General features: G+C 47.8%; 16 protein-coding genes. 4 read left to right on the plus strand and 12 right to left on the minus strand.

Annotation, left to right across the window (positions count from 1 at the left end; genetic code table 11):
• Positions 1 to 8 precede the first annotated feature (8 nt).
• Positions 9 to 671 carry a TetR/AcrR family transcriptional regulator gene (locus tag GC102_RS15535; protein ID WP_171690358.1) on the minus strand — a complete coding sequence of 221 codons (663 nt, stop codon included), beginning with the start codon at positions 669 to 671 and terminating at the stop codon, positions 9 to 11.
• Positions 672 to 948: 277 nt separating this feature from the next.
• Between GC102_RS15535 and GC102_RS15540 the strand changes: the two genes are divergently transcribed.
• Positions 949 to 1,932 carry a bile acid:sodium symporter family protein gene (locus GC102_RS15540; RefSeq protein ID WP_171690359.1) on the plus strand — a complete coding sequence of 328 codons (984 nt, stop codon included), beginning with the start codon at positions 949 to 951 and terminating at the stop codon, positions 1,930 to 1,932.
• 358 nt (positions 1,933 to 2,290) lie between these two features.
• On the opposite strand, the gene GC102_RS15545 is transcribed toward GC102_RS15540, so the two are convergent.
• Complete coding sequence (locus GC102_RS15545) at positions 2,291 to 2,431, minus strand: hypothetical protein (RefSeq protein WP_171690360.1); 141 nt, start codon at positions 2,429 to 2,431, stop codon at positions 2,291 to 2,293.
• A 193-nt stretch (positions 2,432 to 2,624) separates the two neighbouring features.
• Between GC102_RS15545 and GC102_RS15550 the strand changes: the two genes are divergently transcribed.
• On the plus strand, positions 2,625 to 3,266 hold the full coding sequence (locus tag GC102_RS15550) for a hypothetical protein (RefSeq protein ID WP_171690361.1): 642 nt from the start codon (positions 2,625 to 2,627) through the stop codon (positions 3,264 to 3,266).
• Between the two features lie 63 nt (positions 3,267 to 3,329).
• On the opposite strand, the gene GC102_RS15555 is transcribed toward GC102_RS15550, so the two are convergent.
• The 10 genes from GC102_RS15555 to GC102_RS40345 form a co-directional block, all read right to left on the minus strand.
• On the minus strand, positions 3,330 to 3,848 hold the full coding sequence (locus GC102_RS15555) for a YbjN domain-containing protein (protein ID WP_171690362.1): 519 nt from the start codon (positions 3,846 to 3,848) through the stop codon (positions 3,330 to 3,332).
• Between the two features lie 14 nt (positions 3,849 to 3,862).
• Entirely contained in the window at positions 3,863 to 5,701 is a 1,839-nt protein-coding gene (locus tag GC102_RS39095; protein WP_216628068.1) for a hypothetical protein, read from the minus strand.
• A gap of 85 nt (positions 5,702 to 5,786) precedes the next feature.
• Positions 5,787 to 6,629, minus strand: coding sequence for an eCIS core domain-containing protein (locus GC102_RS15565; RefSeq protein WP_171690363.1), 843 nt, complete (start codon positions 6,627 to 6,629; stop codon positions 5,787 to 5,789).
• Between the two features lie 133 nt (positions 6,630 to 6,762).
• A complete protein-coding gene (locus tag GC102_RS15570; protein ID WP_171690364.1) occupies positions 6,763 to 8,211 on the minus strand; it encodes a PP2C family protein-serine/threonine phosphatase in 1,449 nt (482 codons plus the stop codon).
• Positions 8,212 to 8,259: 48 nt separating this feature from the next.
• Complete coding sequence (locus GC102_RS15575; RefSeq protein WP_171690365.1) at positions 8,260 to 8,595, minus strand: STAS domain-containing protein; 336 nt, start codon at positions 8,593 to 8,595, stop codon at positions 8,260 to 8,262.
• Entirely contained in the window at positions 8,592 to 9,029 is a 438-nt protein-coding gene (locus GC102_RS15580) for an ATP-binding protein (protein WP_171690366.1), read from the minus strand. The genes GC102_RS15575 and GC102_RS15580 overlap by 4 nt, the downstream gene beginning before the upstream one ends.
• Before the next feature lie 53 nt (positions 9,030 to 9,082).
• Positions 9,083 to 12,139 (minus strand): cyclic nucleotide-binding domain-containing protein, encoded by a 3,057-nt coding sequence (locus GC102_RS15585; protein ID WP_171690367.1) that lies wholly within the window; start codon positions 12,137 to 12,139, stop codon positions 9,083 to 9,085.
• A 23-nt stretch (positions 12,140 to 12,162) separates the two neighbouring features.
• Positions 12,163 to 12,657, minus strand: coding sequence for a GNAT family N-acetyltransferase (locus tag GC102_RS15590; RefSeq protein ID WP_171690368.1), 495 nt, complete (start codon positions 12,655 to 12,657; stop codon positions 12,163 to 12,165).
• A gap of 21 nt (positions 12,658 to 12,678) precedes the next feature.
• Positions 12,679 to 15,444, minus strand: coding sequence for an adenylate/guanylate cyclase domain-containing protein (locus GC102_RS15595; RefSeq protein WP_171690369.1), 2,766 nt, complete (start codon positions 15,442 to 15,444; stop codon positions 12,679 to 12,681).
• Positions 15,445 to 15,461: 17 nt separating this feature from the next.
• A complete protein-coding gene (locus tag GC102_RS40345) occupies positions 15,462 to 18,716 on the minus strand; it encodes a stalk domain-containing protein (protein ID WP_171690370.1) in 3,255 nt (1,084 codons plus the stop codon).
• 454 nt (positions 18,717 to 19,170) lie between these two features.
• Here GC102_RS40345 and GC102_RS15605 point away from each other — a divergent pair, with 454 nt between their 5' ends.
• Positions 19,171 to 19,557 (plus strand): DUF4280 domain-containing protein, encoded by a 387-nt coding sequence (locus GC102_RS15605; protein ID WP_171690371.1) that lies wholly within the window; start codon positions 19,171 to 19,173, stop codon positions 19,555 to 19,557.
• A 51-nt stretch (positions 19,558 to 19,608) separates the two neighbouring features.
• A complete protein-coding gene (locus GC102_RS15610; RefSeq protein ID WP_171690372.1) occupies positions 19,609 to 21,273 on the plus strand; it encodes an MORN repeat-containing protein in 1,665 nt (554 codons plus the stop codon).
• Positions 21,274 to 21,718: the final 445 nt, after the last annotated feature.

Genomic DNA, 21,718 nt, shown 5'->3' on the forward strand with positions numbered 1-21,718 from the left:
CATGAATACTAACTCGATCTGATAGAAGACGCTTCCGGTTTCAGATAGGCCATGATCATGTCAATTAACTGCCGCATCATCTCGCCTGGATCGATCTCTTGTTCTACACGGAGGATATTACCCCTTGATGCCATTCGCTGCGTCATGCTCATCATCGTGTTAGCAATCATGGCTGACGATTTGGCTGGATCAAGATCAGGACGGATCGAACCATCCTGAATGCCTTCCTGAATAAGCTGAACAGGCGATGGAAAGACATTTTGGATGAATATTCTATACTTCTCCTCCAATTCGCGGGTTGGATACTTTTCTCGGTAATAGTGATCAAACAGTCCTATAAAGCGCAAATGGCTAGAACTAGTCTGGGTAAAATCCTGCCATGCTAATAACAAGTTTCGCATTTTCTCTTCGGCTCGTTCACCGATTTTGTGAGAATCGACAAATCTAAATAAATCGTCTAAAACCTTCATCTGAACCTCAAATGCCAGCTCATCAATCGAGTTATAATATTTGTAAAGTGTCACACGGCTGATCCCCAATTGATGTCCGATGTCTTTCATCGTTACACCTGGCAAATCTTTTTCCAAAAAAAGCTCCTGAGCCGCTAAAATAATTTCCTGCCGCCGTTTATTTCTTTGTTCCTCTAATTCCTGTTCCCATCTGCTTTTCATACAAACACTCCTCGATACAGAAGCTGTCCATTCCATAAAACACAACCTATTTACACAGTGTAAACACCTTACTTGTACCCCAATTATATCCAATAGCCTAATTCATTGCAAACGTTTTCATCATTCCTAAGCACCCTTTTAACCATTTCTCCAGAGGCATAAAAAAGCTCGCCTAATTTCCATCCATAACGATGTGGGGCTAGTCACTCCCCCTACCAACTCTTATAATAGGGAGACAGAGCTGCCTAAGAAGTTTGCAGGAAGGATGTTCACCTAAATGCTGTCCCAATTGAATCGTCAATTAGAAAAAATCTTGCCGCTAATCACACCAGTCAGCGTTCTCATCGGTGTTTTGCTAGGCAGTCATTTATCCGGATTCAGCTATTTATCCCCTTGGTTGTTTGCCTTTATGACTTTCGCAGGCAGCATAAGCTCCAGCTTCAAAGAATTCGTCAAAGTGGTCGTTCAGCCTCTTCCACTCATAACCACATTGTTGATTCTACATGTAGCGATGCCGCTGATTGCGATGGGTCTCGGGCATGTCGTATACAGCAATGAGCCTATGACCATAACTGGCCTCATCTTAGCAGCAGCCATACCTACTGGCATTACAAGCTTCGTCTGGGTAGCCATTTATCGCGGAAATATCGTGCTCACGTTATCGATTATTCTCATGGATACCATTCTTTCACCCTTTGTCTTTCCCTACACACTATCCGCATTAATTGGCACCAAAGTACAGATGGACTCCTTCGCGATGATGAAAGGTCTCTTCTTTATGATCGTTTTACCCTCTATCATTGGCATGCTACTGAATCAATGGACGCGCGGCAAAATTAAAGAACAATGGAGTGGGCGTCTAGGTCCTTTTTCGAAAATAACCATGGGCATCGTTGTCGCTATCAACAGCTCCGTGATCGCCCCTTATTTACGTGATTTTAATGCTAAATTATTAGGTTTAGCCGGATTTGTACTCTTCATAGCCTCACTTGGTTACATCCTAGGATGGTTAGTCGCCAAGCTCATGCGGTGGAAACAAGACGCCGTCGTAGCACTTACGTTTAACAGTGGGATGCGTAATATTAGTGCTGGCGCGGTACTCGCAGTTGCCTACTTCACGCCTCCTGTGGCTGTCCCCGTTGTACTAGGAATGCTGTTCCAGCAATCTCTGGCTTCCCTTTTCGGTTATCTGCTGAACAGGCGGTACGCTTTGAAGAGTGATATTCCCAGCTTAACCGTCAAAAGTGTGAAACAAGTTTAGTTTTGGAGCTGCCTGAGCAGCTTCTTTTTCTACGACTGACCAATCAACATACAGCTGTTGAGTAAGGAAATGGGTGCGAAATCAACTTCAGATTCATCTTTCCAGGCTAAAGGACTGGAGCGACGTTAATCCCTGAAAATGATTGAATTTGAAAATCTTATGGACTCGACAGCCCTTAATCTACTTCAAATTATGAAAATAAGAGAGATTGAAACCGAATAACGGCGCTGAAGTCCGTAAGCTTGGAATCATCGCTCCAAATAGGCAGTTAACGGCATCCTGGTCCGTTAAACGTCTATTTCCGGTTGGTTTCATTAGCAGTGTACGTTAATTGGCCCGTCGTAGTTTTTTTGTTCTGTTAGCTGTTGATTTCGCTCTCTCCATCAAAACATTCGAAACATATTAACGTGTTATCCTCTAACACTACGCCGTCAATAAATCCATCATTGCAGAAAATTGGCTTTTTACATGCCTTGCACTCCCCAACAAGCTCCTGCATGAAATAGTACCTCCCCATAACTACATATTTCCTTTAATATAAAAAGACTATTGCTTGAGCAGGCACTAACTTTCTCTTTCATCTCAGCACATTTTAAGCTAACTTTTATGTATCATTCAGCTTCTCTTCTCAGATTTTTCATAATTGTCGTGTACGATTGTGAAGAAGATGATTGATAGGAGTGATACATAATATGATGAAAATGAAGAAAATAGCGGGCTTATGCATCCTTATCCCCGTATTACTTAGTGGTTGTGGGAATGCGTCTTCCTCACAACCCGCTGCAGCAAGCTCAGCACAACCACAGCAACAACAACAAAACGGACAATCCCAGGCAGACGGCAAGCAAAATGCTCAAGACCGACCTGTCATGAATGCGGCGCAAAGACAAATGTTCAGTACGTTCCAAACTCTGCTCATGCTAGACAAAGCTGATGGACTTACCATTACGAAGGAACAGGCTCAAGCCATGCTGCCCGTTGCTCAGGAAATCGTTACAAAAGCTGAACTTAGCGATGAAAACAAGACCAAGCTGTTTGAAAAACTAACAGATGCCCAGAAGAAATTTATAGAAGATGCAGCTGCGCGTATGGGCAATCGAGGAAACGGCGGTACAAATGGTCCTGGGAATAACGGAAACGCCGGTGATGGCAAGGGCAAACGAAATGCTGGATCTGGAAATACAGAAAATAAACCAGAAGCTTCTGCACAACCAAACGCTAACGCACCCGATCAAACCGGCGGCAAGAATGGCAATGGAAATCGTCCTGCTGGCGGCCAAATGAGAGATCCTGGTAAGCAGCTTATCGAACTACTACAGACTAAAATCAAATAACGCATGATATTGCCAAAAAACCGATCTCCTAAGGAAGGAATCGGTTTTTCGGGTTTACCTTAACTATCTCAAAGATTGAACAACTTGCTCCGCAGAGGCTTCACCACTCGCTACTAATTCAACATGCTCAGCAAACATATCGCACATGTAGACGAACAAGCTTAGAATTTCCAATACCTCTTCACTCTCAAAAGAACTTGACGCTGATATGCTATATACGTATCGGTAGTGCAGTTCGTCTTGTTCATTAATGCCAAAATGACCGATTGGCAATCTCGTATTGATCTCCAACAGAACGGCAGCCACGCCATCTCGCGCTCCTTCTTGTAGATGAAACGGCAGTGTACTGTAAATTTGCAGCAGCTGGATGGCAACAATATCATCATCGTTCAGAGGTAAAAAACTAAAGTGCAGGAACCGTTCACGCCCTTTTTTATCCTCTTGAAATCCCGCCATTAACACGTGAAGTGGAATCGCTTCGGATTTTTCCAATAAATTCGTGGCAAGATCCGCTTCATCTAGGATTTGCTTCAATAATCCCAGTTGCGCCAAATGGCGCGCATGTACCAAATCTGGTAGCATGTATGTCCACTCTCCTATTCTCTTTGGCCCATCGCAGTAATAAGACCTTCTCTCAGTTTATCCCGATCATTCTCTAAGCCTTTAAGCGTTGGCCAATTAACTCCCGCTGCCTCAATAAAACTACATACTTGTTTGTAGCGAGTAATCACTTCTGGATCTGTATGGCCACCTCCGGTGAAAGACCTAGCTACCGGTGCTGGTGCAGGAGTTGCCGCTGCTGGTGCAGACCCAGTCGCTGGTGCTGCCGTTGCAGGCGCAGGCGCTGCTGCTGGTACAGGATCGTAGATCTCAGGCAAGCTCCTGATTAAATCAAGAATCAGATCCGCATCTCTGCTACGACGTTCCAACTTCTTCTCTGTCGATTTATTCGCATCGAATACCGCTTTGGTAATGCCCCATGCTCCGTCCTTAGCTGCACGGTCGCGTCCTGCTTGTTTCAAAGAGCGCACAATTGGCATGGCAGCTCCCACACCAGAAGCGACAATTTTGAGAGGTGTTCCGACTTGTGCTCCAACCCCAGTCAATGTTGCAATGTCTGCTGCAATTTTAGTTAACTCTAAGCCAATTTGCAAGCCGCCGCGAGTCGTCCGCTTCACATTAATGTTCTTCATTTCCTTGGCTAGTTCGTAGTTTTTAATTGCTTCGAGCTGATTTCTAGCTGCCGCATCGCCTTGCGCTGCCTTCGTTTCTAGGGTTAATTTATGCGCGGCAAGCTTCGCTTTATCCACGCCTGCGTTGCGATACCACGTTTTAGCTTTGACGAATGCAGCATTCTCAGCTTTCCCTTTGAAATCACGTTTCAATGCCGTCATTGCCGAACGGTTTAAGCCGGCTTTAATCACATCGACGGTTTTTATGGCAATTTTCACACCGCTGACCGCAATGCTGACACCCGGTATGACGGAGGTTAAGCTTGCTGTACTTGACTCCATAATTTCCATGATGCCCTTAGCCACTTTAAGACCCGATTGCGCACCTTGGATGGCATTGCTGATAACATCAATAACACCCTTTGCCTTCTCGCCCGTATCCTTCTCGGAGAACTTACTGTACATATCATATATACCCTTAACGGTCATAATGGTACTCTTCACAGCCGATATCGCCTCAGCAACCGTTCCGGAGTAATCGCTGACTGATGAGGAACCACCTACGCCATCCTTGTGACCCGTAGATTTCGCTGCTTTATCAACCAAACCTGCCGAGCCGCTGACCATTTTGCCGCCGGATTCAGTTATGGCTAACCCTGCTGATGCGTAATCCCCTTTCGTACGGTCAGCTGAAGAAATGGCTAACGTTTCCCTGATCGTACTCAAGATTTGGAAGGGACCTCCAATCAAATCCGCAGCTGAAGCGACAGCCCCCATACTAGCGGATTGTTGAGCATCACTTGCATTATCCGTTTTATCAAAAGAATCTTTCAAATTATCCGATCGAGCCCCGAAGCTGTCACTGAATGTTGATGTGACACCCGCAGTCATATCTGCGGTTTGCTTAGACATTCCTGATGCTGCCGCCGCTGGCGCTGCAGTTTGCGTTGCTGCTGGCGTTGGAGCTGCTGTCTGTGTCGCTGCTGCTACCGGTGTTGGTGCTACCGTCTGCGCTGCCGTAGCTGCTGGCGCCGCAGTAGGAACCACAAGTAAAGGAGAAGCCGGTGTATTACGCTGAATGAGTTGATTGGTATAAGCTTGCGTTGCCCGATTGCCTGCCGTACGCTGCATCTGTATAAAGAAGTTCGGAGCGAGCGGAAACGCTTGAGGCGCTGCACTGCTAGTCTGAGATGTTTGCGATTGATTCACATTCTGGTGAACAGATGCGGTCGGCTTGGTTTGAATTTGGTTACCTTTTGCCATTAGAGCTTTACTCCTTTACGCGATCTGGTTATCCATACAAAAAGGCAACAAGCGAATAATATTCCCTGTTGCCGTAGATCTAAGTTTATTTGCCGCCTCGTTGCTGGATTACATGCGTTAATTCATGCCCCAGTAGTTCCTGACCTTGATGACTTTCAGGATTATATCTGCCTTCTCGGAAAAAGATATCATTCCCCGTTGCGAACGCTTCCGCTCCTAACGATTCGTTTAGCTTCGTAGACTCTGCGTTATTATGTATATTAACTTTGCTAAAGTCAGCCTTGAATGCAGATTCCATCTTCGCTTGAATCTGATCATCCATCTTACTTCCGCTGCCTTGTTTCGATTTAATCTGAGATTCAATGGACGCCCCAGCGTCGAAACTTCCGCCATCTGACGGCTTCATCTGCAGCTCTTCCTCTTCCGATTCTCCGCTCTCCAAGCGCTGGATCACTTCGCCCGATGGCTTCATCTGCAGCTCTTCCTCTTCCGATTCTCCACTCTCCAAGCGCTGGATTGCTTCGCCCGACGGCTTCATCTGCAGCTCTTCCTCTTCAGATTCTCCGCTCTCCGAGCGCTGGATTGCTTCGCTCGACGGCTTCATCTGAAGCTCTTCCTCTTCCGAACCTGCACCTTCACTCTCCGTACGCTGAACGTCAGTCTTAGATGCTCCGCCACTTTCCGATGCTGCGATATGATCAGCTACTTCTTTACCGACTTTGTCGGCCTCTTGTTCATAAGAATCACCCACGGGTCCAACAGTAAGCTTCGTCTGAACAGTCAGCATGCTGCCAACAGCTTTGTTGCCAATCGTGCGCTGAATATTCATCAGATCTGCTCCCGCAGACTGTCCTTGCGTACTGCTTTTGGTACGATGATTCGTTTGCAAAGAAGTATCTGGTTGCCTGTTTATACGTGACTGTTGCATTGGCATGAACCCCCTATTGTGGTATTTCCCAGCCTTATTTCCCATCCGCTGATGGCTTGCGTCCCCTAATTATCCGTGTCTGAACGCATGAAGTCGTATAAATTCACTATATCACAACTATATGGCTTTGAGGTTACATTTTGGTTGTATTTCTGTCTATAACGAGCACAGCAATATCATCAGACTGGACAGCGCCATTCGTGAAGTCATCTACGTCCTCAACCATCCGCTCAAGCAAGCTCGTTTGATTACTTGCTTGCTCCTTCGTCAATAGTTCACATAGTCGAGAGAAGCCATATTGCTCTTGCAGCCGATCCTCTGCCTCTGTAATCCCATCGGTATAAAGTATAATTCGATCACCAAGACTTAATGTTATTTCATTATCCATATAAAGCATATCGTCCATAACGCCAAGCGGAAGACCCTTCATCCCTTTCAACTGCTCCACGTCCCCGCTATCCCGCACGATGTAAGGGGGACAATGACCACCATCGCTATAAATTAACTGTCCTGTTCGGACATCTAGTAAACCGCAGAAAATCGTCGCAAACATCGTTGAGTCATCCTTATAAAGCTCTTGATTGACTGCCGTCAACAGCTCTCCAGGAGTCATCTCTGAGGTCATCTTCCCTTTCAACAATGTCATAGTTACCGCCATGAATAAAGCCGCAGGTATTCCCTTGTCAGATACATCGCCAAGCACGAAGAACAAGCGATCCGCCCCAATACAGAAGTAGTCATAGAAGTCCCCGCCCACTTCACGAGCAGGACGAATAATGGCCTGTGCCTCCACGACGGCTACGTTAGTACTTTCACGACCTCCCGCTTCAGATGAGCCGTTCATATCACCTTCAACGCCGACACTGCTTAAACATAAACTCCCGTGAGGGAGGAAGCCCATCTGGATGTCGGTGGCAATGCGCAGCTCGCTCTCCATCCGTTCCTTGGCAGCGGTAGTCGTTTTCAATGCATGGATAGACTTCTCAAGAGCTTCATATAGCATGGCATTCTCTAAAGAAACCGCCGTTGGCGATGCGATGGACTCAAGAAGCTGTAAATCGCGGTCAGAGAAATGAGCGCCATCCCGCTTGTTCAACACCTGCAGCACACCGATGATTTTCCCTTTGCTTACCAGCGGTACGCAAAGAAGGCTGCGCGTCGGATAATCGACTCGTTTCGCTACCTTCGACGACCATCGCTCATCCTGCCCAGCATCATCAACCTTGACCGATTCGCCAGTCTGAGCCACCCAACCTGCAATGCCTTCACCCATTTTGAGGCGAATTTCACGAACCTCATCGCCTTTTTCACCTAGCGCAAGGTCAAAGAACAGCTCCCCTTTTTCCTCATCGACCAAAATAACTGACGAAGCCTCCGCATTCAAAATGCGGGAAGTGGTTTCCATGATTTTCACAAGCAAATCCTGCTTGCGGATCGTCGAATTCACTTCCAAACTTACATCGAATAGCTGCATAGTTCTCTGAAGCTCCAGCTCAGCGGATCTACGCTTTCGCTCGCTGAATAGCCAAGCAATAACGACCACGAGACAAACAATGAGGAGATCACCAACAACGATATTCATCCAGCGTGCCCCCTATTATTTGCCTTACATTGATTCCTGGCCTTCGTACTAAGAAATCGCATGGACTGCATCCGCTTCCGTCTCATAAATCGAGAAAATACGGCTAAATCCCGACATATCGAATACATCCTTCACATGCTCATTCATTCGTACCAATGCCAGCTTGCCTTGAATCACCTTAATCATTTTGGCTGCAGCAAGTAAGCTTCTGAGTCCTGCACTGCTGACATAGTCAAGTCCTTGAAGATCAAACACAAACTTGCCATTCCCTTGCTCGACTAGTTTTGCAAAAGCCGATTCCAAGCTCGCGGATGTATTCGCATCCAATCGGCCATTTAAGCTCAGCAGTACGATATCTCCTTGCATTTGCTCGGTTATCATCATGATATTCCCTCCTCCTTGATTCGCCATTTTTTCATCATTAGAACATTTTCCTCATTCAAGCGTTCATACACAATGTCATCCATAACCTGCTTCACAAAGTAGATGCCGAGACCGCCAATCCCTCGATCATCCAAGCTCAGGTCCACAGTCGGACTTGACTTCAACAGAGGATTAAAAGGCACACCGCGGTCTGTCATTCGAAGCTCCCAACCCCCAGAGACAAGCCCCAAATCAATGCGGATCGTATGCATACGGGGTTCACCAGGCGGATAGCCATAGAGAATGATGTTCGTCACAAGCTCGTCGCAGACTAAATTCACTTGGTACAACGTATGGTCATCCATGCCCATCGTCCCTGACAAGCCTCGCAAGAATACACCTAGCCGTTCCAGTTCCTTCAGATCATTGCTCAAAACGATGGACTCTGCTGACACGACATTCACCCTCCCAGACGCTGATTACTGAAGCCACTAGCCGAATAACCGGTTTAAGCCATTTTCAAAAGCATATTTTCGAGCAGCCGCACTCTGGCACTAGAAGCATGAAGCAGCCCAATCCCGATCTCTGGATACAATCTCACTAACCGAGACAAGCTTTCCCCTTGCAAAGTGAGCACACGCACCTCATCGAAAATCGCTTGAGCTGTAATCGAGGAAGGCGATCCGTCTAATGCCGTCGTTTCGCCGAATGCTTGCTTCGGTCCCAGCACACCAATCGTTACAGTCTCCCCAATACCTGTCTCATTGCTCAGTTCAACATTGCCTTCAATGATGAGATACATGGCTGCATTCCTCTCACCACGGCGTAATAGATAAGTCAGATCCTCATGAACTTCTTCTGTTGCAATCCCTGCAATTAAACCTAGTTCATCCACAGACAGGTCCGCGAATAGGGAAACCTGCTTCAAGAAAATAACTTTATCCAGCATCGTTAAAAACTTGCGATCTTCCTTCATATCAGCACGCTCCAGTGAACTTAGTGCATAAATAGCAATATCTCGAAGCCAATCATCCGACCAAATCTTAGCTTCTTGCAAAATGAGAAGCGGTTCCGTCGTAACCCCACGACTGCTGCCGGCCTCTTTCTTTAATAATTCCAACAGAGCCAAGGCTAATCTGCGATCACCGAGCCCCTCAGCCAAAACTTCCAAGGCATTATCGCGAACTTCGTCACTCTCGTCCTGCGTCGCTTCGCGGAGTGTCGTAACCACACGCTCATCTACGAACTTGGCCATTACCGCCCACGCGCCGCCTACCAGTGCATTATGCAGCTCACCACAGCGCTGGTTGGCAAGCTCGGCAAGCCCCTGCATCCCCAGCTCTTGAAGAGCAGCAGGCAGAGCGCGTTCCTGCGTGGAAGCAAGCATTCGACTAACGCAGCGATCAACTAACTCTGAATGTAATTTACTTTCATCCAACAGCTCAGCAAGTGCTGTAACCGCCGAATTCCATATAAACGGATTCACATGATTCGCACCGTTCAGCAAGGCTGGCAGGGCCTTAGCCCCCATATCTACGAAAGCCTCGAGAATAGCCTTGCGCAGCTCTTGATCTGCGAGTGGCACCATCGACAAGAGGTGAGGAATTGCATCCACCTGCTGAAGCTTGCCAATACAGTGCGCAGCCGCAACTTTGACAGCAGGACGATGATCGTCAAGCAAAGATAGCACCCATGCTGAATAGGAATCCAGCTTCAAATCGGCTACAGTGTGACAGCCATATACCGCCCATTCACCGCCGTTATCGAGCATTTTAATAATCGCCTCGTCACAGGCTTGATAGCTTTCTTCACTTTCCAGCGCATAAAGCGCCTTAACGCCTTCGTGCACAACCTTCGGGTGGTTGTCTAGCAGCTTAACACGAATGAAGAAATGTGATTGGCTTTTGAGATGTGTTGCCTTTGAAATCAACTTCACACTCTCCGCACGCACCTCAGGGTCCTCATCTTCTAGGAATGAAGCCACCTGTACGAGATCCTGAATCGTTGCCCCTTGCAAATTCATCGCCCGCAGCACAGCAATGCGGATTCTTGAGCTTTCCTCACCGATCATTCCGATCAACTGCGGCAGGAACGCGGAATCTTTCGCTTTACCAATCACTTCGAGAGCCAGCTCTCGCACATAATCATTCGGATGCTTCAGATAGCCAAGCATGGAGGATAAAGCTTTGGAGCTGCGAATGCCCCCAATAAAGGAGCCCGCAATATCGGAAAGATCCGCATGCAAAGATTGCACACTTTTGACCAGTTCACGAATGTACAGATTCCTTCCGAACCAAGCCACCACGACGAGAATAGCCGCTACAACTACACCTATCCAGGCAAGTGGGGACAGCTGAATTAAGCCAAACGAATGCAGCAAGGACAGCAGCGAACCGATTAAGATCCCGCCCGAAGCAGCCACACCTTGAGCAAAATAACGATAGCCGTCGCGCTTTCCGATAGGCATCATTTTGAAAAAGAGCTGATAGCACGGCTCCGCAATGTAATACAGAAGAATATAAAAAATGGCATATGAGCCGGACACCATCACAAGCCCCAGCGATTGATTTAAAAACAAAGCAGTAAGTCCAAAGCCGCCAAGGAAGATGACCGTAATCGCCAGGAGCATATTGCTCGCGCCCAGCCAGTTCATTAAGCGGGTAGACACCGTTTGCAGAAGCAAGCAGATTGTGAACTGAATAGCGGTAATTAATCCATAAAATGAGGTTAGATCGCCTTCCTTGGAGAACTTGCTCTCAGCAACCGTGAAGTACTGATACTCGATCATAAAATAAACCGCAGGCATAAGTGTCATCAAAGCAATGGCGCAAAGCAGGAACGGGCTGCGCAGCATCTGTTTCGCATAATAGCCAGCAGGCTGCTGCGCCTCTCCCCCCGTTCCGGAAGTTCCCAGGTCCTTCAATCGTTTGTCTTCTTTCAAAGTCAAGGGCACCAAATACCGTGCCAACGCTTTGCGGAAAAAGATGAAGCCGAACACCATCAACACTGGAGCGAGTGCATACACCGCTTCGGTACCAAGCAGTTTACCAATTTGGTGAGCGATCAAGCCTGCCGTAATACCCCCGGTCGTCGTCGAAGCGATGAACATCGGCATTAACCTTTTGGCCTGTTGTGTGGGACACAGATCAAAGGCCGTACTCCAAAGCAGCAGCGTCAGCTGCCTCACGACAAAGTTGGAAGATAAGAACAGAATCGGGTAGTAATACCGGAAATCAATGCCGCCAATCTTAAATCCAAGCAGCACGGCACCATTGAGGAGCAGCAATCCTATCATGATTAGGTAGAGCGTAGTCATCATTTTGGCCTTAGGCAGCCGATTAGCCAGCTTCGCTAAGAGCCAACCCTCAAGAGGCATGATTGCCGCTTCTACGATATAGATATAAGGTAAATACTGCACACCGAATCTTTGGTTAAAAAGCGCCATGAACGCGGTATAGTTCAGGGATTCAGCAATCCCGCTAAAATAAAAGATCGGCAGCATCATCCATAGCTTCCGAATATCTTCTGTGCGCAGTCCCATCCATCTGGTTAAGCTTCCTTGCATATCATCAGGTCCAATCTATTATTTCATTTGTTGTTTAACAGTGGTTTGTAAAAAGCCAGCCTGGCTTCACCTTCATAATAGTAATTCGGATAAGTGCCGATTAATTCAAAACCATTCGCTCTAAACATTTTTTGGATGGGCTGGTACTCTGGCAAATCACAGGTATAGGTAAGTATATATCGTCCCTCCGCTAACCTGGCGAACGTCTCCAACGCTTGGAATAATATCTTCGCAAAGCCATGTCTGCGGTACTCGCGGTGTACAGCTAAGTAATCCCACAGAAATCCTCCGGATTGATGTTCATTTTCCTTGCAGCTGGTAACCGCAATAATCTCACCTGATTCGTTCTCAATAAACCAATGACGATGATTGCGCTGCGTTAAGCTTAGCATGGGAGCATTGCGGAAATGATCAAGCTCTCCCGGTGTATGCCGCTGGTCATCAAAAGAATCCGAAGACAAATAGAAATCTGTTATTCGCAATGCGTCCTTTTCCGTTGCTAATTCGTGTACATGCATGTCAAGATCGCCTCTTTCACCTTAAGAAACAGATAATGTACCATTCCACTCTGCTGTTGTACCGTTTTGGAAGTATTCATCACAAATATAGAAATACAGCTGTGCTGCTTTATCTTGACGATTTTGCTTAATAACCATTAAGAAGGCTTCACGAGCATCATAGAAACGGCCTACCTGGTAGTACGTTACAGCTTGCTCGAACAGAGCTTTGGTTTTATCCTTCAGAGTTCGGACCGTATCCGGATCACCCTGGTACACATCGAAAAGATGAAGCGGCTCTTTGACCCCTTCTACCTGAATCAATCCCAGATTACGGTAGAGGAAGCCGTCAGGCTGTTCCAACGATTGAACCACATAATCAGTAATGAGAATCGATGCCCCTAGCGGTTCCGTCATTTTCTCCAGCATGGTTGCCAAATTAACACCGTCGGAAATCACATTGCCTTCCAAACGCTGCTCCTCACCAATGATCCCTAGCCGGAGCGGTCCTTTATGCAAACCAATACCGAAATCAACCGCCTTATAACCAACTTTGGCTCGATGAGAATTATAGATGTCCAGTTCTTTACGCATCTCGATGCAGGCTCGCAGCGCTTCATCTGCTTGATTCGGGAATAACGCCATGAAGCCCGCGCCCAGGTACTTATTCATGAGACCTTGATGATTGCGCACATAAGGTCCGAATCTTTTAAGAAATGAGTTCACGAAGTTGAAGTTTTCTTCCGGCGAAAGCCTTTTGGACAGTTGATAAAAGCCTCGGATATTGAAAATTAAGATGGACATATTTTGCTCAACCTGATCACCGAGCTCGACATCCAGTATGCTTTCTTTGTTCAGAAAACGAAGAAATTGCTGCGGCACGAAGCGATAGTAGGATTGGCTGAAGTTTTCCACCTTGGTGATATAATCTCGAATGCGAGCAGCCATCGTATTGACACTGTCGCCTAGGTCTGACACTTCATCCCTTGTATTTATCGTAACAACCGCATCCCAGTTCCCCTTGGCAATCTCCCCAACACTATTGCGAAGCTTCCGAATCGAAGAGAGCAGCACATAGGTCATCAGAAAGAGAACGAGCAGTAAGCCTATCGATATAAAAGCAATGTTGCGAATGATCGATTGAAGTACCAATTGGCGATGCTTGAGGATGCCGTCCAAATTTTTACTAGTTTCGAAAACGCCGACAATTTTACCCGCTGAATTAAAAATAGGAGCAATCGCATATCTCCATTCCCCAGAGAAATCCTGCCATTGACCTGTGGCCGGCTTACCTTGGAGCACGACCTGCTGATTCTCGGGTGTTTGTAGAAATGGATTAAACATATGCATTCCGTCATCGTCTTCCAAAATCCGATAAATGACGCCATTTTCGTATTTATAAACCGCTTTGTAAAAACCTTGATTATCATCTTGTTCATTATTATCGAAGACTGATTGAATCTTTTTACGGAACGATTGATAAATTGACCCATTGTAATCCAGAGGTGAAGTAAGACTCTCCAGTTTATCGCCGTCAATCAGGTTTTGACCGTTTTTGGCCAGTAAGAGAAGCTCACTGAATGTTTCTTCTTCCATTTTCGTCGAGAAACTAGTGTAAATGACGGTAGATAGAAGAATCATCGAAACCGCAATGACCGGCACTAAAATGAAAATTTGCTTCATCATAAGAGGCAGGCGCCGCTGCAGCAAGTTGAAGAAAACTAATTTGATGGCATATAGCACAAGCAAGATTCCCGCAATAGCGATGGACCAAAGCAGAATTGCCTTTGTCTTCACAGCTTCGCTATACTGTGCCTCTACCATGGAAGGGGTAATGGTTCCATCCGGAAGACGGCGATTAATTTGAGCCGTTTCTACAATAATGAGGCTGCCATCTTGGCCGATACTGCTATTCGTTGCATCGAAGGCAAGCTCCACACCGCTAGCTTTGGCTTTATCCTCATTCACAAGGCCTTCAATGATGTAGGGCTGTTTGGGATCGAGTCTGGAGATTGATTTGCTGTTGAAATCGATAAAAATAAGCCGTCCCTGATTATCCAGATGCAAGCTCTCCGGAAAATTACGCCTTGTACGGTCAAGACCGGGAAGCGGATAAACTAGCTCCGAGCGTCCATCACTAAAAGCGCGATAAATTTCTCCGCTGCGCGTTGAATAATAAATCTCCCCTGGCTTATAACCATCTGCCTCGGACACATATTTATTCTCCGGAAGCTTAATCGTGTAAACGGACTTCGGCTCGGAGGAAGAAGCTTCTCCAACTGGCGCCTGATATAAGGTTAATTGATGTACCTCGTCGTTGAAAAAGTACACCATACCTTCACGGACCTGAACATTCCGTAAGGACCCCAGTCTGTATCGTTTCGTTTGGGAATCATATTCTTCTGTAAACAAGCTGCGATCAAACTGTCCGTCAGGCTTGTAACGAACAATCTGTTCGGATTTGACCGCAATGCCATACGGATCTAGCAGTGTACGAATGGTATAGAGGTAGCCTTGGTCATCGACAGCCATATCATTAAAACGGTACACTTCCCCGTTCTTCCCCGTCTCACTTGTAATGGAGAATTGTAGGACTCCTTGGCTGTTCAGCTTGTGAATGGTTTTTTTGGCATTATCGATCACGAACAAGTTGTTTTGATGATCAGAGACAGCCTTCGACAAGCCATCGAAGGGCATGCTTTGGTTAAAGGGCCATAGCGTAAAGCTATCCCGGTTTAGACTAAGATAAGTACCGGCAGCACCCAGAAGCAGCAGTACGAGCAGCAATGCCGCAATCGATTTCTTCATCGCTCTTTAATCTCCTCTTAATTAGAAATCTGAATGATTTGAGTAGGTGTATTCCAGTCGACCTGAAGTCCTAGGGATTCGGATATGAACCTTAGCGGCACATAGGTCCTTCCTGCGAGCAGCAAAGAGGGTCCATCGATCTGAGTCGGCTCGCCATCTATATAGGCTGTAGTATTATTAATACGGCTAGTGATGGTCGCATATTCCGTGCTTACCGTTACGGTCAGGCTTTCTTGATCCCAATCAACGGCTGCACCGAACGATTCGGATACGGACCTTATAGGTAAATAGGCCTGCCCGTTTATTATAACAGGCGGAACGTCGAATTTGATGAAAATATTGGGAGAAAGTACGTTTTCTGCCGAAATGGGTTGAATCGTGACATCAGAACCAGATGCAGAGCTTGTGTCTACCGTTGTGATGTTAGTTGAGATTTCGGCCAGAGCTTGCAGCTCCTCTGGCGTGTATTTGGCTTTCTCTTGCTGCTGGAGCTGCTCCAACAGCTTGGTTATTTGCTGTTCCAGCTGCGGCTGCGCGGCTGAAGCTGGCGGCAGCGCTGCCAGCAGCTCCTGCACAGCGTCAAGCTGCGCGAACAGCGCGTCCTTCTGCAGCGACAGCATTGCTTCGTCGACGGCTTCGATTGAGCGGGTCAGCGTCGCGACCCGCTCAGGATCCTGCTGCGCTGCGCTAAGCGCAGCTTGGAGCTTCTGCTTCGCCTCTTTGAGCGAAGCCAGACCTTCGGATGCGCCAGTTTGCGCATCCGCGAGCTGCGCCTTCGTCGCCAGAAGCGGCTGCAGCTGAGCTGCTGCCGCTTTGGCATCGCCGGCGGCGAGTGCTTGCTCCAGCTTCTGCTGCTGGAGCTCGGCTTGTTCGGCCAGCTGATCTTCGCTGGCCTCGCTATTCCCAGGCGCGGTGCTGCCTGGGGTTTCTTCACCGCCCGGTTCGACCGGCGGTGCGGCTTCCTCGGACAGCGCTGCGATCAGCGCGTCCGGGTTGTTCACCAGCTCCATCTGCTTGAGAGCTGATTGGCTGTCGCCCTTCAGCAGCGCCTCCAGCATCCCGAGCTGGGCCTGCGCATCCTTCAACTGAACCGCTAGATCAGCGATCTCGCTCAGCTTCAAGTCCGCTACGGCCGCTTCTTTGGCCGCTTCCAGCTTCACGATATCTTTCTTCAGCGTATCGATCTGCTGCTGCAGCTGTGCGGGTGTTTCCAAGGATGCAATAGCTCCCGGCTTCGTAATCTCAACGGTAACCTTCAAAGCAGCCGCTGCTTCCTTCGTCAGAACAGCAGAACTGGCTGGATCGGTTAACGCGCTTGGGTCTACGGCATTATCCATGCCAATCCAAGCCGCCCCAGGCTCATCCGATTTATAAAAAATCCCTTGCCCCGACTTCGTCATCGTGGCTGCCGCTGCGTTATAGGCCGCAGGAGTTAGCGCGTCCAGCTGCACTTTGTAGGAACCGATGATCACGGTTCCTAGCCCCTCATCAGCACCTGAACTGTTTTCGCCTGTACCACCACTGCCGTCCCCTTTGCTTCCCCCAGAATTGCTGCCTGAATTTCCACCAGACGTTCCATCCTCGGCAGTTACAGCAACTAATTGCCCTGAATTCCCTTTTCCTTCCAGGGGTAGTTCGTCGATCTTTTTCCCTTTTTGATACAGCACAACCTTCAGCTGATCTATGGAACTAAACTTAAGCGATAAATTACGCACAGGCTTATTCATTTTCGTCCGCTTCCCAATGGCACGGCCTTCTTTCGTAAACACCGCGTACTCCGTAGCGCCCAGCTTTTTATTTACTTTCACACTGAAATCACTAAGCAGCGCTCCCACCGAAGGCTTCAGCTTCCAAGTACCTAAAGGCGCTTTCGGCTTTTGCGGCTTTACAGCTGCAAGCCCATCATCGAGGTCACGATAAGGCAAAATACCTTTCTTTATCGTTCTTTCAACCGCACCGCCAGTATCCAAATCCAGCTTGCCGAGCGCCATTTTATAACCCATTTGGGCAGATAGAATTTGTTGATCAGCTTGAAAGACAGCGTCCATATAAGCCTGCAGCTCATCTGTTTTCATCAGGCTTAACTTCAGCTTCTGGTTCGCTTTATCCAGATTGGCTACCGCATTGTCTTTATCACGCAAGGCCTGCGCATAGCCTTCTTCAGCCCCTTTTGCTTCCAAAAACGACTGCCGCACCGCAGCAATAACCGCATTCCTACTTTCTTTCTCTTGAAGCAGCGCCTTATTCTGCTCCATGGTCGCGATCGGAAGCGCATCCCTGAGATCGTCCAAATAGCGCAGCCCGTCAAACTCCCCTTGAAGCAGCGATTTGGGAATAGGAATGAATCCAAGCAGCATGAAAAAGCCTTCCCAGTCCTTCTTCACTTGTGAAAGTGTCGTTTCATAACTAGCTAAGAACAGCTCCATATCTACATCTTTGGCTTTATACATCCCGTCCATGACCTTCATTCGCGCCGAACCAAACTTAGAGCTGTACAAATCACGCGTCGTGTTCAGCTTCTCATCTGCTAACCGCCGATCCTCCGTGTCCTTAAGCAAACTAAGCGTCGACTTTTGAGCCCTTGCGATGTAGGCAGGCAGCTGCTTCTGATTCAAATCCGCGTAATCCGGCTCAAACGAAAGCTGGACTTTATTTTCCATGTCCAAATTCAGCAGCTTGCCCAGCGCCAGACGACTGGATTTAGCCGTTAACTGCGCTTGTTTATATTCAGATGCTACCTTCTCCAACGCCTTATCAGCCTTCTCCTGTTCCGTACTATCTGCAAGACCGAATTTCCGCTTCTTTTTTACCGTTTCCACTGCTGTCTTAGCTTCTTCCGCTTTCTTCCGTGCATTTTCTTCTGCCACTGCATCTTGATATGCTGCTAGATAAGCTTTTTGCACATCAAATCGGGCCGTATTCATCGACTGACGCAGCGTTTCCTGCGCGATATAAAGCTGCTTGCGTGCTTCAGGCACCTTCAAACGAGTCGATAATTCCTGACCTAAATTACGAGGTTTGGCAAATAGTCCGGAAGCCTTAGCTTCCTCATTTTTAACCGCATGCTGCGCTTGTTCCAGCTCTATCTTTTTCTTCAAAAAATCAGTCTTAGCATCCCGCAATTGGGGACTTATTTTCAAACCCTGATCGATGGCTTCCCGCATGGTTAAAGACTTCACTGTCGCAGCTTCTGCTCCTGAACCAACTGCCAAAATAGACGATGCCCCCAACAGCAGCGCAAGCCCCAACTTTACAAATTTTACCCCTATCACTATGAATCCCTCCGCTCAACCATCTCCTCCTATAGTACAATATCTCCCCCCACTCCCGCACCCATCTTTTGGAGAAAAATAGTGAAAACTATCGAATATAGTAATAGACTGCTCATATACTTATCTAGTAGTATAAAAGTAATGGAAAACAGCGAATTTTGACGGGAACACGCTATCCTAGCTGGGTGCAGCTCATTTCTCTCATTTCCACCAAAGTTAACGATATAAAACAACCCTAAATGCGGGACGATTGCTATTTGTGTTTCATTAACAATGAAAAACATGCTTAACACCAACCAGATCCACCACTAAACACCCATACAGCAATTTTAACGATATAAAACAACCTTAAATGCAGTACAAATGCTATTTCCACTTCATTAACGATGAAAAACATGCTTAATGCCCTGCTTAAGGTACGCGGCAAGTTTTGCTCAACGAAGGAGAGACTCACATGGGAAACCTCGTTTGCGGTGGAGCGATGCTGCAATGCTCGTTCGGTGCAGCGCCCGGTACATTAATGGTGCTTCCGGCGAACATGGTGATGACTGCTATGCCCATTGCCAACATTATGGATAATAAGCCAATGGTGAACATTATGCCGTTTGGCATGTGCAATTCTATCGCGAATCCGATGGTTGCTGCGGCAACGGCAGCTGCACTTGGAGTTCTAACTCCCATGCCCTGCGTACCTGTAACAGCTGCGCCTTGGGCTCCTGGGTCACCGACCGTGCTCGTCGCTAACATGCCCGCTCTGAACAATACGTCCAAATGTATGTGCAACTGGGGCGGCGTCATTCAAATTCAACAACCAGGGCAAATGACCATTCAGGTGCCTTAACTTATTTTAAAAAACACGTCATTTAATAATGCCATCTAGGAGTGAGAAGATTTGGAGATCCAGCCGGTCAAAACCCTTGAAAAAGTGCTAAGGCCTGTCGTTGCACCATTCATTGGGCATATCATGAAAGCCATCTTAACAGTCGGAAGGCTGCCCAAAATGGCGATTATTAAGTTTCAGCAGATCCTAAGGGTCATGCTGCAGACGCGCGAAACGTCGCTGAAAAACTACGTTTTGATCGGCTCCTATTATGTCTCCAAAAGATTGCTTCTTTTCCTCACTTTGTTCCTACTCGTTTTGATCTTTTTTATCTTCATCCGCCCTCCTGCGATCGTGAATAAGTGGTTGAATCGCGTTCCTGTTCTTCAGAAAGATACCCCTAAACTTACGAGCTTTTCAGGCAATGGCAAAGTCGTGGGTACCCAAAAGGATTCTCTCTATGTGGGGGATCTGGTTGACGGCAAATATGCTGGTAAAGGTAAACTTTTCCATAGCAACGGCAAACCCGCTTATGAAGGTGATTTTGAAAAAGGGCAAAAATCAGGCAACGGCTCCCTTTATGACGAAAACGGCACCCTGCAATATAAAGGGGCATTTGCCGGAGATGTCTTTAACGGGGCGGGAACCCAATACGATCCGCAGCAGAAAGTGCAGTATATCGGCGAATTTCAAAATGGAAAATACGGCGGGGCCGGGAAATTGTTCGCGCCAAGCGGAGATCTTTTGTATGAAGGCTTGTTTAACGGCGGCCTGTACAATGGAGCTGGAAAGCTGTTCTCATCGGGCGGTATCGCCCAATATGAAGGTGAGTTTGCAGCCGGTCAATATAATGGGGCTGGTAAGCTTTTTGATGCGAAGGGACTTCTTATCTATGAAGGCGGATTTAAGAACGGCAGCTATTCCGGAGATGGCACCGAGTTTTATACGAATGGCCTGATCAAATATAAAGGCCAATTCCTCGCTGGCACATATGGCGGTGAAGGCACCGCCTTCGATGAGAAAGGCGTGCCGCGCTTCAAAGGCACGTTCCAGAGCGGCGTCCTTAGCGGCGCCGGGGAAGCGTATGACGAGCCCGGTAAACTCGTCTACAAGGGCGATTTCAAGGCTGGCGTCTATGACGGCCTTGGCACGTTGTTTGATGCAGACGGCGCGCCGCTGCTGCGGAGCTTTTTTGCAGGCGGCCAGGCCAGCCTGCAGAGCTTCCTCGGTTTGTCCAGCAAGAAAGTCGAAGACTTGCTGGGCAAACCGGCCGAGGTGACGCTGCAGGATGCCAGCGTCATGCTCGCGGGCGAGGAGGCGCCGCAGGTTGCCTCCTCGGAGACGGCGGCTGCGGGCGACGTCGCCGTGGAACCGCCGGCCGCGGGCGCTGGCGCGGCCGATCCGGCATCAGCAGCAGGCGTTAAGCTGCTGCTGAACTATCCGGCCTACCAGCTGTCGCTGCTGGTAGAGCCGTCCAAGGGCAACCCGAAGGAGGCCGTCGTCACCTCCCTCAGCATTTGGGGCTCGAAGCCTTTGGCGCTGCTGCAGCCAGCCATCGAGACTGTCAAAAAGCGCGGAGAACCCAACGATGCCGGCTACATCGTCATGGAACTCGCGGTAGGTGCCGGGGCTGGCACCTACACGAACAGCTATTACAAAGGTGATTTCATCTTCACCTTCACGCATTTCAACAAAACCAAAGAAGCTCACCTGCTTCAGGTCAGCTCTACCAAATAAGATGCGCTGCCTCATGTCTTTTGTGTGCTAACGGATTCCTTTTGCAGATGGCGCTACCTCAAGTCCTTAATGTGCTAATGAGTTCTTTTTATACGTGTTGCTGCCTCGATTCCTTCACGTGCTAACGGGTTCCTTTTGAACACATCGCTGCCTCGATTCTTTCACGTGCAAACGGCTTCCTTTTGCACGCGGAAGGGTAGTTAGCTACAAACTTCTGACCTGGCAATCGCTTTCTCCGCACTTAGACGGAACGTAGTGCCGCTATTTGGGTGAAAAAGCTCAAATTCCGAAGCAAACGGAACGACAAGACCTTATTTCGCTGTTTTACCTCTGGATTGGTGCTTATTTTAACAAATAAGGCCCTCACGTTCCGCCATTTTCATTTTTAACACTTATTTCCTAAAATAGCGGCTCCTCGTTCCTCTAAATCAGTATAAGTAGATAA

Origin of the sequence: Paenibacillus germinis (assembly GCF_013141785.1) — a bacterium.
GTDB lineage: Bacteria > Bacillota > Bacilli > Paenibacillales > NBRC-103111 > Paenibacillus_E > Paenibacillus_E phytorum.